Source organism: Streptomyces sp. NPDC050806 (genome assembly GCF_055586425.1).
The window spans coordinates 86,739-102,557 of the sequence record NZ_JBVJIF010000010.1 but is presented as its reverse complement, the minus strand read 5'-3'; the positions used below and the strand labels follow the sequence as shown (position 1 = coordinate 102,557).

The 15,819-nt window shown below is 71.9% G+C and carries 13 protein-coding genes; 4 read left to right on the top strand and 9 right to left on the bottom strand.

Going from position 1 to position 15,819, the window contains the following annotated elements; genetic code table 11:
- Positions 1-6: 6 nt before the first annotated feature.
- Both ACZ6WH_RS29865 and hydA read right to left on the bottom strand, forming a co-directional pair.
- Complete coding sequence (locus ACZ6WH_RS29865; protein ID WP_469732115.1) at positions 7-1,011, bottom strand: TIGR03842 family LLM class F420-dependent oxidoreductase; 1,005 nt, start codon at positions 1,009-1,011, stop codon at positions 7-9.
- Between the two features lie 63 nt (positions 1,012-1,074).
- On the bottom strand, positions 1,075-2,481 hold the full coding sequence (gene hydA / locus ACZ6WH_RS29860) for a dihydropyrimidinase (protein ID WP_432860048.1): 1,407 nt from the start codon (positions 2,479-2,481) through the stop codon (positions 1,075-1,077).
- A gap of 359 nt (positions 2,482-2,840) precedes the next feature.
- Here hydA and ACZ6WH_RS29855 point away from each other — a divergent pair, with 359 nt between their 5' ends.
- Positions 2,841-3,038 (top strand): hypothetical protein, encoded by a 198-nt coding sequence (locus ACZ6WH_RS29855; RefSeq protein WP_432860046.1) that lies wholly within the window; start codon positions 2,841-2,843, stop codon positions 3,036-3,038.
- Positions 3,039-3,132: 94 nt separating this feature from the next.
- Here ACZ6WH_RS29855 and ACZ6WH_RS29850 read toward each other — a convergent pair whose 3' ends face one another.
- The 5 genes from ACZ6WH_RS29850 to lpdA all read right to left on the bottom strand — a co-directional run bounded on the left by ACZ6WH_RS29850 (position 3,133) and on the right by lpdA (position 10,393).
- Complete coding sequence (locus ACZ6WH_RS29850; RefSeq protein WP_469732112.1) at positions 3,133-5,400, bottom strand: terpene synthase family protein; 2,268 nt, start codon at positions 5,398-5,400, stop codon at positions 3,133-3,135.
- Between the two features lie 186 nt (positions 5,401-5,586).
- Positions 5,587-6,426, bottom strand: coding sequence for an endonuclease I family protein (locus ACZ6WH_RS29845; protein WP_432860042.1), 840 nt, complete (start codon positions 6,424-6,426; stop codon positions 5,587-5,589).
- Positions 6,427-6,633: 207 nt separating this feature from the next.
- Entirely contained in the window at positions 6,634-6,828 is a 195-nt protein-coding gene (locus ACZ6WH_RS29840) for a hypothetical protein (RefSeq protein WP_399713440.1), read from the bottom strand.
- Positions 6,806-8,791 carry an ATP-binding cassette domain-containing protein gene (locus ACZ6WH_RS29835; protein WP_469732109.1) on the bottom strand — a complete coding sequence of 662 codons (1,986 nt, stop codon included), beginning with the start codon at positions 8,789-8,791 and terminating at the stop codon, positions 6,806-6,808. The genes ACZ6WH_RS29840 and ACZ6WH_RS29835 overlap by 23 nt, the downstream gene beginning before the upstream one ends.
- Positions 8,792-8,989: 198 nt before the next feature.
- On the bottom strand, positions 8,990-10,393 hold the full coding sequence (lpdA, locus tag ACZ6WH_RS29830) for a dihydrolipoyl dehydrogenase (RefSeq protein ID WP_469732107.1): 1,404 nt from the start codon (positions 10,391-10,393) through the stop codon (positions 8,990-8,992).
- 204 nt (positions 10,394-10,597) lie between these two features.
- Between lpdA and ACZ6WH_RS29825 the strand changes: the two genes are divergently transcribed.
- Both ACZ6WH_RS29825 and ACZ6WH_RS29820 read left to right on the top strand, forming a co-directional pair.
- Positions 10,598-11,677: a nitroreductase family protein gene (locus ACZ6WH_RS29825; protein ID WP_469732105.1), complete on the top strand. Its 1,080-nt coding sequence runs from the start codon at positions 10,598-10,600 to the stop codon at positions 11,675-11,677.
- 595 nt (positions 11,678-12,272) lie between these two features.
- Entirely contained in the window at positions 12,273-12,683 is a 411-nt protein-coding gene (locus ACZ6WH_RS29820) for an ATP-binding protein (RefSeq protein ID WP_432860034.1), read from the top strand.
- 104 nt (positions 12,684-12,787) lie between these two features.
- Here the strand turns inward: ACZ6WH_RS29820 and ku are convergent, their stop codons facing one another.
- A complete protein-coding gene (gene ku / locus ACZ6WH_RS29815; protein ID WP_469732103.1) occupies positions 12,788-13,855 on the bottom strand; it encodes a non-homologous end joining protein Ku in 1,068 nt (355 codons plus the stop codon).
- Positions 13,856-13,909: 54 nt separating this feature from the next.
- On the opposite strand from ku, the gene ligD (ACZ6WH_RS29810) reads away from it, so the two are divergent.
- Positions 13,910-14,809: a non-homologous end-joining DNA ligase gene (gene ligD, locus ACZ6WH_RS29810; protein WP_469732101.1), complete on the top strand. Its 900-nt coding sequence runs from the start codon at positions 13,910-13,912 to the stop codon at positions 14,807-14,809.
- Between the two features lie 46 nt (positions 14,810-14,855).
- Here the strand turns inward: ligD (ACZ6WH_RS29810) and ligD (ACZ6WH_RS29805) are convergent, their stop codons facing one another.
- Positions 14,856-15,812 (bottom strand): non-homologous end-joining DNA ligase, encoded by a 957-nt coding sequence (ligD, locus tag ACZ6WH_RS29805; protein ID WP_469732099.1) that lies wholly within the window; start codon positions 15,810-15,812, stop codon positions 14,856-14,858.
- Positions 15,813-15,819: the final 7 nt, after the last annotated feature.

The following is a 15,819-nucleotide window of genomic DNA, read 5'->3' as shown; positions in this document are numbered from 1 at the left end:
GGGTTCTCACTCCGCCGCCAGGGCCGGGATGACGTCGGTGCCGTAGGTGTCGATGGTGGCTTCTTTGCTGTCGTGCATGGCGTAAAGGGCGAACTGGTCGACGCCGAGGGCGCGGAGGGCGCGCAGCTTCTCGATGTGGGCCTCGGGCGGGCCGAGGAGGCAGAAGCGGTCGACGATCTCGTCGGGGACGAAGGCGGTGTCGGGGTTGCCGGCCCGGCCGTGGTGCGCGTAGTCGTACTTCTCGCGGGTCTTGATGTACGCGGTCAGCTCCTCCGGGACCATGCCGGAGTGCTCGCCGTAGCGGCTCACCAGGTCGGCGACGTGGTTTCCGACCATGCCGCCGAACCAGCGGCACTGTTCGCGGGCGTGGGCCAGGTCCGTGCCGATGTAAGCGGGCGCCGCCACGCAGATCGTCAGCGCGTCCGGATCGCGTCCGGCCTCGGCGGCGGCGTCCCGTACCGCCTTGACCATCCACTCGGTGAGGAACGGGTCGGCGAGCTGGAGGATGAAGCCGTCGGCGACCCGGCCCGCCATGGCCAGGGCCTTGGGGCCGTACGCCGCCATCCAGACCGGCAGCCTGCCGTCGCGGACCCAAGGCAGCCGCACGGGGTTGCCGTCCACGGTGGCCTCGCGGCCCTCGGCGAGGTCGCGGATGACGGTGATGGCCTCGCCGACGCGGGCAAGGGTGTTCGGCTTCCGCCCGGCGACCCGCATCGCCGAGTCGCCGCGGCCGATGCCGCAGACGGTGCGGTTGCCGTACATGTCGTTGAGGGTGGCGAAGGTGGAGGCGGTGACCTCCCAGGTGCGGGTGGAGGGGTTGGTGACCATCGGGCCGACGATCAGCCGGTCGGTGTGCTCCAGGACGCGGCTGTAGATGACGAACGGCTCCTGCCAGAGCACGGCGGAGTCGAAGGTCCAGCCGTAGCGGAAGCCCTGCCGCTCGGCGCGGCGCATGAGCCCGACCACGGCGGAGGCGGGCGGATCGTTCTGCAGGACGACTCCGAAGTCCATCTCTTCAACTCCCTGGTGTAGAGCCGGTGATGACGACTGACGTCCCGGAGGGGCCGGTCGCGGTCAGGAGAGGAACTGGCAGGTGGCCCGCGGGGTGTACTGGCCGTGGCCCGCGTGGCCCGTGAACTCGCGGTCCTCGATGACGAGTTCGCCGCGGGAGAGGACAGTCTCCACCCGGCCGGTGACGCGCCGCCCCTCGTACGCGGAGTAGTCCACGTTCATGTGGTGGGTTTCGGCCGACATCACCTGTTCGGCGTGCGGGTCGTAGATCACGATGTCCGCGTCGGCGCCGGGCGTGATCGTGCCCTTCTTCGGATACAGCCCGAACATCCGCGCGGGCGCGGCGCAGGCGATCTCGATCCAGCGGCGGCGGCTGATGTGGCCGTCCAGTACGGCCTGGTGGAGCAGGTCCATGCGGTTCTCGACGCCCGGCATGCCGTTCGGGATCTTCGAGAAGTCGCCGCGGCCCAGCTCCTTCTGGCCGACGAAGCAGAAGGGGCAGTGGTCGGTGGAGACGACCTGGAGGTCGTCGGTGCGCAGCCCGCGCCAGAGCGCCGCCTGGTGTGCGCGCGGCCGCAGCGGCGTGCTGCAGACGTACTTCGCGCCCTCGAAGTCCGGCTCGGCGAGGTTGTCGGTGGAGAGGAAGAGGTACTGGGGGCAGGTCTCGCCGAAGACGGGGAGCCCCTTGTCGCGGGCCTGCGTCAGCTCGGCGACGGCCTCCTCGGCCGAGACGTGGACGACGTAGAGCGGCGCGCCGGCGACCCGGGCCAGCTGGATCGTGCGGTGCGTGGCCTCCGCCTCCAGCAGCTCGCGCCGCACCTCGCCGTGGTAGCGCGGATCGGTCCGGCCCTCGGCCAGCGCCTGTTCGACGAGTACGTCGATGGCGATGCCGTTCTCGGCGTGCATCATCACCAGCCCGCCGTTCCCGGCGGCCCGTTGCATCGCGCGGAGGATCTGGCCGTCGTCGCTGTAGAAGACGCCCGGGTAGGCCGTGAAGAGCTTGAAGGAGGTGACCCCCTCGGCCACCAGGAGGTCCATCTCCTTCAGGCTGTTCTCGTTCACGTCGGAGAGGATCATGTGGAACGCGTAGTCGACGGCGCACTGCGCGTCGGACTTGGCGTGCCACTGGTCCAGCCCCTCGCGCAGCGACTTGCCGCGGGACTGCACGGCGAAGTCGATGATGGTGGTGGTGCCGCCCCACGCCGCGGCCCGGGTGCCGGTCTCGAAGGTGTCGGAGGACGCGGTCCCGCCGAACGGGAAGTCCATGTGCGTGTGGGCGTCCACGCCGCCCGGGATCACGTACTTCCCGGCGGCGTCGATGACCCGGTCGGCGGACTCGGTCCAGCCCAGCGCGGCCTCCTGCCCGTGTGCGGCGAGCGCGGCCACCCGGCCGCCCTCCACCAGGACATCGGCATGGATCTCGTCGGCGGCGGTGATGACCAGCCCGCCGCGGATGACCGTACGACTCACAGTCCCGTCCCCTTCCACCAGCAGCTCCCCGGCACCGGCCGGGACGGGAGCAGGGGCCCGCGCGCATCGCCACCCGGGCACCGACCAGCCTTGCCGTCCCTGACACCGCGTCACGCGTCACGGCCGTTCTACACACGTAGAGTGCGACCGGATTCACAGACGGTAGAAGCATGACACCCGGCCGGGCAATACCGCGGTCGCCGACCCGCCGGAACGGGTGTGTCGCCCGGCCGCCCACCCCTCCCGATCGTGACGCAGGGTGATGAATGAACACCCAGCGCCACTCCCTCTCCTCCGGAGTGCATACAGGGCGATATGCCGCAAAGATGGAGGGACACCGTGAGGCGCGAGGAGGCGGCATGAACAAGCAGTCCCGGCCCGAGCCCGACGATCTCCGCACCCCGGACCGCAGTCTGCACAGCGGTCCGGCGGCGGACGTGAGCCCGGAGGACCTGGTGATGGCGACCGGGCGTGACCTCACGCCCAAGAACCTGGAATGGGCGCGCCGCAAGCTGGCCGACGAGGGGCGCGCGGCAGTGGAGAAGATCCTGCCCTGAGGCAAGGACCCCGAGGAGAGGGAACGAGGGCGCACGGCCCGCCGGGCAGCTGCCGGCGGGCCGTCGCGATGCATCGTGGCGGTCGGCGTACCGGTCAGCCCACGGGCTCCGGCCGTGGCACCCGGAACGCCGCAGTACCGATTCCGCCGGGGGCCGACAGGCTCCGGGGGACGGCACTGGACGCCGGCTCCGCCGTCCCGTGGTGCCGCAGGAGGTCGGTCTCCGTGTAGCGGCGGCAGTCGTAATGCCACTTGAGGATGCCGGACATCCAGTCGCGCAGCTCGGAGATGTAGCCCGCGATGCCCTGCCTGGCCTCCGCCGACAGCTTGAAGTCGTCGTACAGCACGGGCAGTTCGTTCGCCACGATGTGCTCGAACTGGTCCAGCCGGCCGTTCATGAGGTCGTCGACGATGCGCAGCCCCGTGGGGTAGTCGACGTCGAAGAAGTTCTGGACGACGAGGATCGCGTTGTGCACCTCGCCCTCGTACTCGATCTCCTTCTGGTACGAGAAGACGTCGTTGACCAGGCAGGCGTAGTCGATGACGGCGTTCTCCAGCGCCTGCCACGGCCCGCTGGCGTAGATCTCGTCGGGCACGGTGTTGCCGTGGCTGATCCGGGACAGGCTCATCGTCATGTCGGAGCCGAAGGTGTGCCGCCGCATCTCGATGTAGTCGACCGGGTCGGGGATGCGGTTCTGGATCATGTTGTCCAGCTCCCAGAGCCAGCTCCGGGTCATCACGCGCACCGCGTCGCGGAAGCGGCGGCGGCTCTCCGGGCTCATCGGGCCCGCCGTGCGCTGCCAGAGGTCGGCCAGGCCGCGCTCCAGCGCGTGGGTGGCCGGCGGGGGCGGGGTGAGGTCCAGCGGCATGCAGGCCGCCATCCGCTCGTCCATGGCCTTGGCGCCGGCCAGGTCGCCGCGGCGCCCGAACACCGCGGGGTAGTAGTCGTCGCCGTACGTGCCCCAGGCGAGCCACGCCGAGCTGAGGTCCAGCTCCGCCAGCGTGGCGTCCGGGTCCAGGCCGGCGGCGCACAGCGGCAGGTCGTAGTCGAGGAGCTTTTCCTCGGTCCAGACGTGCGACCCGGGAATGCCGGGCTGCTCCGCCAGGATGCCCATCCGGTCCGCCCACTCCACGACGTTCCGCCGGGAGGTGTCCAGGTGCGGGCAGAGCGTGCCGGGCAGCGGATGCTTGAAGTCGGGCAGCCGGGAGGGTCCGACATTCTGGAACGGTACGTGGGTGAAGGTGCGGGCGCGGGCGGCCTCGGCACGCGCCGTCGTCGGCACGCCCTGTGTGACGTTCAGCGCGGACAGGCCCAGGGCGCCCAGCGGCAGCGAGAAGAAGCGCGGCGGGGTGCCGGACGCGCCGCCCTCCCCCGCGCCGTTCATGTACCGGCTGGAGACCATGTGCCATTCCTGGCCGCCGGACTGCCAGTCCTGGAGTCCCTTCACGTACGCCAGGACGGCGGCCTGCTCATGGGGGCCGAGGGCGTACTCGGCGAAGAGCGGCTCCAATTCGGTGAGCGCGGTGTGCTCGAACTGCTGGAGCCGGGAGGTCAGCAGGTCGTTGACGGCCTCGGCGGCCTCCTGGGTCGAGCAGTCCAGGAAACGTTCCAGGACGAGGATGCCGTTGCTCAGCTCGCCCTCGTCCTCCACCTCGCGCTGGTAGGAGAAGATGTCGTTGCGCAGATGCACGGCGTCGGAGAAGGCGTCGCGCAGCACCCGCAGCGGGCGGGAGGCCGCGATACGGGCGGGGACCTCGGCCCGCGCCGCGTACTCGATCAGCCCGGCCGACCAGGGCGCGCCGCCGACCTTGCGGCGCATCTCGATGTACTCCACCGGATTGGCCACCCGGTGGGCGTTGATGTTCGACAGCTCCCAGAGGGATTCGTTGAGGAGGTTGACCGTGCTCTCCGCGAAGCGCTCGCGCCACTTCGGGGACATCGCGGGGACGGTACGCGTCCACAGGTCGGCGAGGCCGGCCTCGACGGGGTTGGTCGGCTCCGGCATGCCCTCGGCGAGGTCCATCGGCATGAAGGCGGGCAGCCGGTCGAGATAGGCCTTTCCGCCCTCGCGGTCGCCGGAGCGCTTGAAGGTCTCCAGGAAGTGGTCGTCGAAGAAGAAGACCCAGACGTACCAGTCGGTGACCAGTGCGAGGTCTTCCGCGGTGCAGTCGGGGTGGGTGTAGGCGCACAGCAGGGCGTAGTCGTGCGCGTCGAGGTCCCGCTGCTCCCAGATGCCGGACCCCTCGAGCATCTGCATCTCGCGCGCCCACGCGCTGCTGTGGCTGCGGGCGGATTCGAGGTGCGGGTTCAGGCGTGCCGGATACGGCGTGTAGAAGTCCGGCAGATGGAAGGGCTGTGTCACGGGTCCCCGGCCTTTCTCGACGGTGCCGGGGGGCAGGCGTAGCGGGCACCCTCATGGGTGCCCGCGCCCCCCGGCGTGCCTCGGGGAACTACCCAGCCTGCGGCCCGAAAAGCGGGTCAACGGAGGAGTCACCCGTACGAGTGATCGAGTGACGGCCGCACCGGCTCATGCCGCGACGGGCGGCCGTCACCAGATGGCGTCGACCCACTCCGGGTGGTCGATGAACGGGTTCCGGTTGTGCTGGTACTTGTCGAAGATGACCTGGTTGCGGTTCTTCTCGAAGTCGTCCGGCGGGTCCTCCTGGCTCCAGGTCTTGAGGACGCTGAGGCGGCCGATGGCGGGCGCCGAGCCGTTGTCCACCTTGTCGTTGGGCTCCAGGTCGGCGAAGCCGTCGTCGCCGTCGTAGCGCACGGCCATGTAGAGGATCATGCGGGCGACATCGCCCTTGACCGCGTCCCGGGGCTCGAAGGAGTCGCCGTCGGTGTAGTTGCCGGGCGCCTCTCCGACCTCGCTGCCGCCGTTGTCGAAGTCCTTGTTGCCGCGGGTGCTGTTGACCGAGACGTCGGTCGGCCGCAGGTGGTGGACGTCGGTGCCGGGGCCGGTGGAGGTGCCGAAGTCGCCGTGCGACTTGGCCCAGACGTGCTCGCGGTTCCACTGGTCGGCGTCGCCGCCGTTGTCGTCCTTGCTCTGCGAGCGGCCGGTGTAGAGCAGGATGACGTTCGAGGAGTTCTTGGGGTCCTGGTCGGTGACCTTCAGGGCGTCCCAGACCTGGTCGTAGCTCAGCTTGCTGACGCCGGAGCTGATGATGCCGTGCAGCGCGGACTTGAGCTCCTGACCGGTCTTGCCCTCCGCGTCCTTGTAGTACGTGTCGTCGTAGGCGGTGGTGGCGGACGCGGTGGCGACGCCGTGGTGGGCGGCGGGGTCGGGGGCCGCGGTGGCCGGAACCTGGGCGGCCAGCGCGAGCAACGCGGTACCGGAAAGTGCCGTGACGATTCTGCGCCGAGCGGTGGTACGGGATATGTCCACGAGTGTGTCCTCTCCCCCATGCGCGTGGACCGGTCCGCGGAAGTGTGGGGGGTGCGGGCCGGGGCCGGCCGGTGAATGACCGGCCGCAGGCAGCCTGCCACCGCCACAATTCCCACCGGGTGACCATTACGGTGTGATTATGTGTCAAGGATGTGGAGATCTACGTGCGTAGAGCGGTCGGCAGCCGGCAGGACCGGTCCCGTCCGCTCAGGGCGAGATCTCCGCGAGTTGCGGAAACGCCTGCGACAGCAGCACGCACACCAGCGAGACCAGCACCGCGGCCACGATCACCCCGAGGCACCCCAGGACGTCCCGCAGCGTGCTCGCGAGCGGGCCGAGACGTGGGCGCAGCGGGGCGGACGGCAGGCGGCGCGGGGCGCTACCCCTGGACGCGGTCGACATGGGAGGCGTCCGGACCGGTGCCGGCGTTCCTGGGCCGCGGTACGCCGTTGGTCCGCGGCGTGCCGTCCGTCGTGGTGTCCATGCCGTACTGCGCGGCCTGGAGTTCGTACATGGCGCGGTACAGGCCGCCCGGTACGGACATCAGCTCGCGGTGGGTGCCCGCGCCGGCCAGCCGGCCGCGGTCCAGTACGTAGATCAGGTCGGCGGTGGCGGTGGCCGCCAGCCGGTGGGTGATCAGCAGGACGGTGGTGCCGTCGTCGGCGAGCGAGCGCAGCGACCGGAAGGCCGCCACCTCGGCCTGCGGGTCGAGGGCCGCGGTCGGCTCGTCGACGATGAGCAGCGGGGCGCCGCGGTACCGGGCTCGGGCGCTGCCCAGGCGCTGCCACTGCCCGCCGGAGAGGTCCGTGCCGCGCTCGAAGCCCTTGACGACCAGGCTGTCCCAGCCGTGCGGCAGTCCCCCGACCACCTCGGCGGCGCCCGCCTCTGCCGCGGCCCGCTCGATGCGCTCCTGGTCGGGCGGCTGGTCGCTGCGGCCGATGTGGACGTTGGCGCGGGCGGTCATCGGCCAGCGCGGGAAGTCCTGGCCGAGCACCGCGACCTGGTCGAACACCGCGTCCCTGTCCGCCTCGCGCAGGTCGACGCCGTTCCAGGTGAGCCGCCCGGCGGTCGGCAGGTACAGGCCCGCGACGAGCTTGGCGAGCGTGGTCTTGCCCGAGCCGTTCGCGCCGACCAGGGCGACGACCCGGCCGCGCGGAACGGTCAGGCTGATGTCGCGCAGCGCGGGCTCGGGCGCGCCGGGGTAGCTGAAGCTCACGTCCGTCAGGCGGATCTCGGTGAGCGGCCGCGGGACCGGGGTGCCGCCGGCCGGGATGGCCTGCCGCTCGGCACCCTCGCAGGCGTCCTGGAGGTCCTTGAGGTACATGGCCTCCTCGTAGAGGCGGTTGACCTGGAGGACGAGGGCGGTGAGGCCGGCTCCGGCGCTGCGTACCGCGATCACCGCCGTGCCGGCCACGGCCAGCGGCATGCCGCCGCCGGTGAGCAGCAGCCACAGGACGCCGTAGGCGGCGAGCGTGGCGAGGCCGGAGACGGCGGCCGCGGCGGTCTGCGTGGCGGCCTCGGCGGTGGCCAGCCGCTGCTGTTCCCGCTCCATCGTCATCGACATGTCGTCGTAGGCGTCGGTCAGCATCCGGCCCGCGCCGTGCACGCGCAGTTCGGGCGCGCAGTCGTGGTCGGTGATCTTCTGGGTGACGACGGAGATGGCGCGCCGGTGCTCGATCCAGGCGTGCCGCGAGGCGTACTGCCGGCGGGCCGAGAGGACCGCGCCCCAGCCCTTGGGCACGGCGATCAGTACGAGCATCAGGACCAGCAGCGGATGCAGCAGGGCCAGTACGGCGGCGGAGGCGAGCAGCGCGATCAGGGCGTTGACCACCGTGACCGAGGACCGGAGCATCATGCGGACGGAGTCGGTGCCGAAGCGCCCCGCGTCCAGCGTGCGGTGGAAGTCCTTGTCCTCCAGGGCGGCCAGCTCCACCCGGATGGCGCCGCGGTAGAAGCGGGCGGTGCAGACCCGTTCGACCTTGGGCTCCAGCCGCCCGGAGGCGGCGACCGACACGGCGGAGAGGAGGGCGGCCACGGCCGCGACGGCGCAGCCGGCGAGCAGCGCCGGCAACGCCTCGCGTAATCGCTCGACGGTCGGCCCGGCGGCGAACAGCGCGACCAGCACCCGGTTGGTGGCCACCAGGACGAACGCGCGGGTCAGGCCCTGCCCGACCTCGGCGCCGAGCAGCGCCAGCAGGGCACGGGGGTCCTCCCGCCAGGCGGCCTTCGCCACGAGGCCCGCCATGGCGGGGAACTGCCGCGCCATCTGCCAGAACGTCAGCCGCAGCAGCGGCTGTTCGTGCCGGGTGAACGACAGGTCGTACCGCAGCGCGCCACCGAACATCAGCCGTTCGCTGCGCGTCACCGGCAGCGCATCCGGCTTCCGTCGCCGGATGCGCCTCTTCCCTCGGCTCACGGGCCCCACCCCCACACCCACAACCGTCCCGCACCGTTCACCGGACGCCCGTTCCATTGTCGCGGGGCCGTGCGGGGCAGCCGCCTGTTTTCGGCTCGGTGCGCAGGGGGGCACGGAGTGCCGCGATCAAGGGGGTGGCCTGGCCCGTCACATATTGATCATGTGCCCCGCGAGTCCGTGCACGGCTTCCTTGACGGCCTCGCCGAGTGTCGGGTGCGCGTGTACGTTCCGGGCGACCTCGTGGACGGTCAGGTCCCACTGCTGAGCGAGCGTCAGCTCCGGCAGTAGCTCGGTGGCTTCGGGGCCGATGAGGTGGGCGCCGAGCAGTTCGCCGTACCGGGCGTCGCTGAGGATCTTGACGAAGCCGGTGCTGTCGCCGAGGCCGTGCGCCTTGCCGTTCGCGGTGAACGGGAACTTCGCGACCTGTACGTCGAAGCCCTGCTCGCGGGCCTGCTCCTCGGTCCAGCCGAAGCTGGCGATCTGCGGCTGGCAGTACGTGGCGCGCGGGATCATGACGTAGTCCAGCTCCATGGTCTCGGCGTCCGCGAGGGTCTCGGCGGCGACGATGCCCATGGACTCGGCGGCGTGCGCGAGCATCAGCTTCGCGGTGACGTCGCCGATGGCGAAGATGTGGGGCACGCTCGTACGGCAGCGGCCGTCGACGTCGATGGCGCCGCGCTCGGTGAGCTTCACACCGGTGTTCTCCAGGCCGTAGCCCTCGACGCGGGGCTGGAAACCGATCGCCTGGAGGACCTTGTCGGCCTCCAGGGTCTGCTGCTGTCCGCCGGTGCTGACGTGCACCTTCACGCTGCCGCTGCCGTCGTCGTCGATGCCTTCGACGCGGGTGCCGGTCAGCAGCTTGACGCCCAGGCGCTTGTACCGCTTGGCCAGTTCCGCGGAGACCTCGGCGTCCTCCAGGGGCACCAGCCGGTCCAGGAACTCCACGATCGTGACGTCGACACCGTAGTTGCGCAGCACGTAGGCGAACTCCACGCCGATCGCGCCGGCGCCCGCGATGACGATGCTGGCGGGCAGCTCCGCGCTGAGGATCTGCTCCTCGTACGTCACCACGCGCTCGCTCAGGGAGGTGCCGGGCAGCAGCTTGGTGGTGGCGCCCGCGGCGATGATGCAGTGGTCGAAGGTGACGGTCTCCGAGCCGCCGTCGGAGCGCGCGACCTGGAGGGTGTGCTGATCGGTGAAGGTGCCGCGGCCCTCGTACTGCGTGATCTTGTTCTTCTTCATGAGGTAGTGCACGCCCTTGACGCGCCCGTCCGCGACCTTGCGGCTGCGGGTGAAGGCCGCGCCGTAGTCGAAGGACACCTCGCCGGTGGACCGGATGCCGAACGTCTTCGCCTCCTGTGTGAACAGGTGCGCCAGTTCGGCGTTGCGCAGCAGGGCCTTGGAGGGGATGCAGCCCACGTTGAGGCAGACCCCGCCCCAGTACTTCTCCTCGATGATCGCCACGCTGCGGCCGAGCTGGGCCGCGCGGATCGCGGCGACGTACCCACCCGGGCCCGCGCCGAGGACGACGACGTCAAAGTGTGCACTCATACGGGCAGCGTAGGTCGGCGTCCACGGCATGCGCAGGGCATTGAAGATCCCGAACGTGGTGACCCCGGGCACCCGTCATACGGAAGTATTTTTCCGTATGACGAATCGTCGCATGCATTGCGTCCTTTCCCGATGCGGCCGGCGGCGGGCCGGGCCACTCTGGAGGAGGCCACACGCCCGGTCGCCCACCCCCTGGAGGCCCCGGTGGACACGCAGGCAGCCGACGATCTGACCGTGACGGCGCTGGTGACCGATGCGATCGCCGCCCCGTCGATGCACAACGCCCAGCCCTGGCGGTTCCGCTGCTCGCCCGGCTGCCGCACGTTGCAGCTGTGGGCCGACCCGGAGCGCGCGCTGCCGCAGGCCGACCCGGACGGCCGCGCGCTGCACATCGGCTGCGGCGCCGCCCTGTTCAACCTGCGGGTCTCCGCGGCCCACGCCGGCCTGCCGGTGCGTACGGCACTGCTGCCCGACGCCGGGCGGCCCGCGCTGCTGGCGACCGTGGAGCTGGCCCCCGAAGGGGAGACGGACGGCGGTACGGAGCGGCTGGGCCGGCTGCACCCGGCGGTCCACGAACGGCACACCAGCCGGTACCCCTTCGAGGAGACCGGGCTGACCGCCGCCCAGCTCACCGGGTTGCGGCACGCCGCCGAGCAGGAGGGCGCGGTGCTCTCCTTCCCCGTCGGCTGGCATCTGCAACTGGTGCTGGAGCTGGCCGAGGAGGGCGAGGAACGGGACCGCGCGGTGGTGGCGGACGACGCGGCCGGGGCCACCGGCGCCGGGACCGACCCGCTGGCCGGTGGCGCGGGCGGCGACCGGGCACCGGCCCCGGCCCGCCCGGACCTCGCGGAGTGGACCCGGATCGGCGCGGCGGCGGAGTCGGCGGACGACGGGGTGCCCGCCTACGCCTTCGGGCCGAGGCGGCGCGGCGGCCGGGCCCCGGTGCGGGACTTCGCGGCCGGGCGGGAGGTGGCGGGCCGGGAGACGGCCGCCTTCGAGAGCCACCCGCACCTCGCGCTGCTCAGTACCGAGCGGGACCGCCCGGAGGACTGGCTGCGCGCGGGCCAGGCGATGCAGCGCACCCTGCTCGCGGCCACCCTGGAGGGGCTCTCCAGTTCGTTCGTCACCCAGTCGCTGGAGTGGCCGGAGCTGCGGTGGCCGCTGCGGGAGCCGGTGTCCGGCCACGGCCTGGTCCAGATGGTGCTGCGCTTCGGGTACGGGCCGCGGGGTACGGCGACGCCCCGGCGTCCGGTCGAGGAGGTCCTGGAGTTCGACGCGCCGTAGGACGCCCGGCCAGCGGGGGCATGGGCCGTACGGCGGGAGCGCGCGTAGGAATCCCGGCGCACCGCGTCCGGAAAGGGGAAGCCCCGGCCAGACGGGGGAAGCCGGCCGGGGCTGGTGTGTGGGGCGCGGCCGCGGATGACCGCGGGGGCGCCGGAGGGCGGGGTCGTCGGCGGTGCCGTATCCGTCCCGCACTTCTCTTGAATGGTAAACCATCGTTAGCCGCCGGGTCGAATCAGGGTCGCCGGGTGGCACGGGGGGACGGGTCGCGCCCCGTATCCGGCCGTACGGAACCTCGCGGCGGCGCCGCACGGCCGCCGGGATCGGCTTGATCCGGTCCGCCGCGGGCGTACGCCGGTGGTCCTGCTGGTTCCCGGTCCGGGCGCGAGTACGCCTGTCAGCGCCGGTCTCCCTCCGGCCGGGCGTGTTCACTCCGTCACAGCGGGTCGGCAAACGGGTTGCCGATGGTTGGAGCGGCGACGATCGGGAATGACCGCTCCCGTCGGCAGGCCGTGCGTGATCGCAACGGCCACGGGTGGAGGGGTCGACGCAGTGACCGTAGTCCCTCCGCCACCGTCACGGGAGGGAGTGGGACCCCATGCACGCGAGCAACAGGAACCGTGCCGCACGCGTCGAGTACGCGCTGCCGCGGGAGGCCGCGTCGGCCCGCTGGGCCAGGAGGTTGACCAGTGGCTTCCTCGGCCATCCAGCGATGCCCGACGGAGTGTCGGGCCGGGTGGACGAAGCGGTGCTGATCGTGTCCGAGCTGGTCACGAACGCCGTACGGCACGGCAACAGCCGCTGCCGCCTGCGACTCAGCGCCGCGTCGAGCGGCGTCACCATCGAGGTGCACGACGACGATCCGCACACCCCCGCCGTCAAGCCGCTCACCGAGGACGCGATCGGCGGCCGGGGCATGGCCATCGTCGGGCTGCTGGCCCGGCAGTTCGACATCACCGCCGACCGCGGCGGCGGCAAGACCGTACGGGCAGTCCTCGCGGGCACGTGAAGCGCGGCGGGCACCACGTCGGCCGCCGTACCGCGGAATGCTCCACCGGGGCCGGGACCCCGCCCCGTCACCCGCGACCGGCCACCGCGCCGTCCGCCGGCCGCTCAGCCGGCCTTGCGGCGTGCCGCGGTCCGCTTCGCCGGGGTCTTCTTGGCCGCCGTCTTCTTCGCCGCACCGCCCTGTCCGGCGGAGGCGCTCTTCTTTGACGCCACCGACTTCGTGGTCGTCTTCGTGGCCGCCTTCTTGGCCGCGGTCCGCTTCGCCGCAGTCTTCTTCGCCGTCCCTGCCGGGGATTTGCGGGCCGGCCGCTCCGCACCGTCCGTCCCGGACTCCGCGGCCCTGCGGCGCAACCGGGTGACGGAGCCGCCCGAGCCCGCCTCCTCGTCCGTGCCGCCGCGCTCCTGCCGGGCCGCCCGCACACTGTCCTCCAGGGCCGCCATCAGGTCGATGACCTTGCCGCGCTTCGGCCCCTCCGAGGGCACGGCCGGCTCGCCGCCCTCCAGCTTCGCGGAGACCAGCTCCTCGACGGCGTCCCGGTAGTCGTCGTGCAGCTCGGCCGGGTCCAGCTCGCCGAGCGAGTCCATGAGGGTCTCGGCGAGGGTCAGCTCGTTCTCCCGGATCTGCACGTCCTCCTTGGGCGCCAGGCCCTGCGGGGAGCGGATCTGGTCCGGCCACAGCAGCGCGTGCATGACGATCGCGTCGTCGTGCACCCGCAGCATGGCCAGCGTCTCGCGGTTGCGCAGCGCGACCTTGCCGATGGCCACCTTTTGATGGTGCGCCAGCGCGTCGCGCAGCAGGACGTACGGCTTGGCGGCGGACGGACCGTTGGCACCGAGGTAGTACGCCTTGTCCATCTGGAGCGGGTCGATGTCGGCGGCGTCGACGAACGCGAGGATGGTCAGCGTCTTGGCGGTGGGCAGCGGCAGCGAGGCGAGGTCCGCGTCGCTGAGCGGGACGATCAGGTCGGAGGCGGCCTGGTAGCCCTTGCCGATCTCGTCCTGGGAGACCTCCTCGCCGTCCAGCTCGCACACCTTGCGGTAGCGGATGCGGCCGCCGTCCTTCTCGTGGATCTGGACGAAGGAGACCGCCGAGGCGCTGTCCGTCGCGCTGTACATCTTCACCGGGATGCTGACCAGGCCGAAGGAGATCGCCCCGTTCCAGATGGACCTCATGCGCGCACCCCTTGACTTTCGCCCTTTATGCCCGATTCATGGGACTCTCAGGGTATGCCGATCACGGAGATCGAGGGACGCCGGCTGACGGTCACCCGGCTGGACAAGGTGCTCTACCCGGCCACCGGGACGACCAAGGGCGAGGTACTCCACTACTACGCGGTGACCGCGGGCGCGATGCTCGCCCACCTCTACGACCGCCCGGTCTCCTTCCTGCGCTACCCCGACGGCCCGGACGGCGAGACCTTCTTCACCAAGAACGTGCCCCCCGGTACGCCCGCCTGGGTGAAGACCGTCGACCTGACCCGGCGCAGCGGCAAGACCGGCCGCCAGGTGGTGCTGCAGGACACCGCCTCCCTGATGTGGGCGGCGAACCTCGTCGTCGAGCTGCACACCCCGCAGTGGCGCACGGACGACCCCGGCGTGGCCGACCGGATGGTCTGGGACCTGGACCCCGGCGCGCCCGCCACGATCGTCGACTGCTGCGCGGTCGCCGGGTGGCTGCGCGAGCGGCTGTCGGCGGACGGGCTGAACGTGTACGCCAAGACCTCCGGATCCAAGGGCCTGCACCTGCTCGTACCGATCGAGCCCACCCCGTCGGACGACGTCACCGCGTACGCCAAGGACATCGCGGTGGAGGCCGAGCACGAGCTGCCCGATCAGGTGGTGCACCGGATGGCCAAGGCCCTGCGGCCCGGCAAGGTCTTCCTCGACTTCAGCCAGAACAGCGCGGCGAAGACCACGGCAGCGCCGTACACCGTGCGCGCCCGGCCCGAACCGACCGTCTCCACCCCGGTGACCTGGGACGAGATCGCCGACTGCGCCGACCCTGCTGACCTGCGCTTCCTCATCGGCGACATCGCGAACCGCCGCGACCGCCACGGCGACCTGCTCGGCCCCCTGATCAACCTCAACCGGGCGAAGCCGCTGCCACGCGCGAAGCGGCGGCGATGAGGCAGCGGCAGCGGCAGCGGTGCGGCGGTCGCCCGGCCCGGCCGGGTCAGTCCAGCCGGGTCAGGTCCGGGCGGAGGCGGTGCCAGGTGGGGTGGCGGAGGCGGCCCGCCGTGGTCCAGCCGGAGTGGCCGACCTCGGCGATCAGGCGCGGCTCGACCCAGTGCGCGGCGGCCACGCCGACCCGTTCCGTGAACGGCGAGCGGTCCCGCGCGAGCACCTCGAAGTAGCGCGCGAGCTCCCGGCGCTCCAGGTCCGACAGGCCGGAGCCCACCGAGCCGACGTACCGCAGCCCCTCGGGGCCGTCCTGCCCGGCCAGCACCGAGCCGGGCAGTCCCGCGATCCCGCCGCGCCCCTCCGACCAGCCGCCGATGACCACGTCGAGGGTCACCACGTGCTTCGTCTTGCGCCAGTCGGCGGACCGGACACCGGGCAGGTACGGGGAGGACAGCACCTTGGCGACGACGCCTTCCAGGCCGTTCGCGCGCGTGGTCTCCCAGACCTCCTGGCCGTGCCCCGCCACGTAGTCGGGGACCGACCACTCGGCGGCGTCCAGGCCGAGCCCCGACAGGGCGGCCCGGCGCTCCTCGTACGAGGCGTCCAGGAGCGAGCGGCCGTCCAGGTGCAGCAGGTCGAACAGCACGAGGTGCACCGGGTATTCGTGCATCAGGCGCGCCGCCCGGCGCGGGTCGGCCACGCCCATGCGCTGCTGCAGCAGCCCGAAGTCGGGCCGGCCGCGCTCGTCGAGCACCACGAGCTCCCCGTCGAGGACGGCGGGCCGGCCGCGCAGCCGGTCGCCGAGTCCGGTCAGCTCGGGATAGGCGGCGGTGACGTCGTTGCCCCTGCGGGTGACCAGCCGGAGCCCGCCGTCGCCCGGCGCGCTGACGACGCAGCGCACCCCGTCCCACTTCACCTCGTACGCCCACCGCGGCTCGGCGCCGTCGGCGGGCAGCGGGCCCGGGGTGGCGAGCATGGGCCGCAGGGCGGGCATCGGAGGTAGGGCCATACCTCCG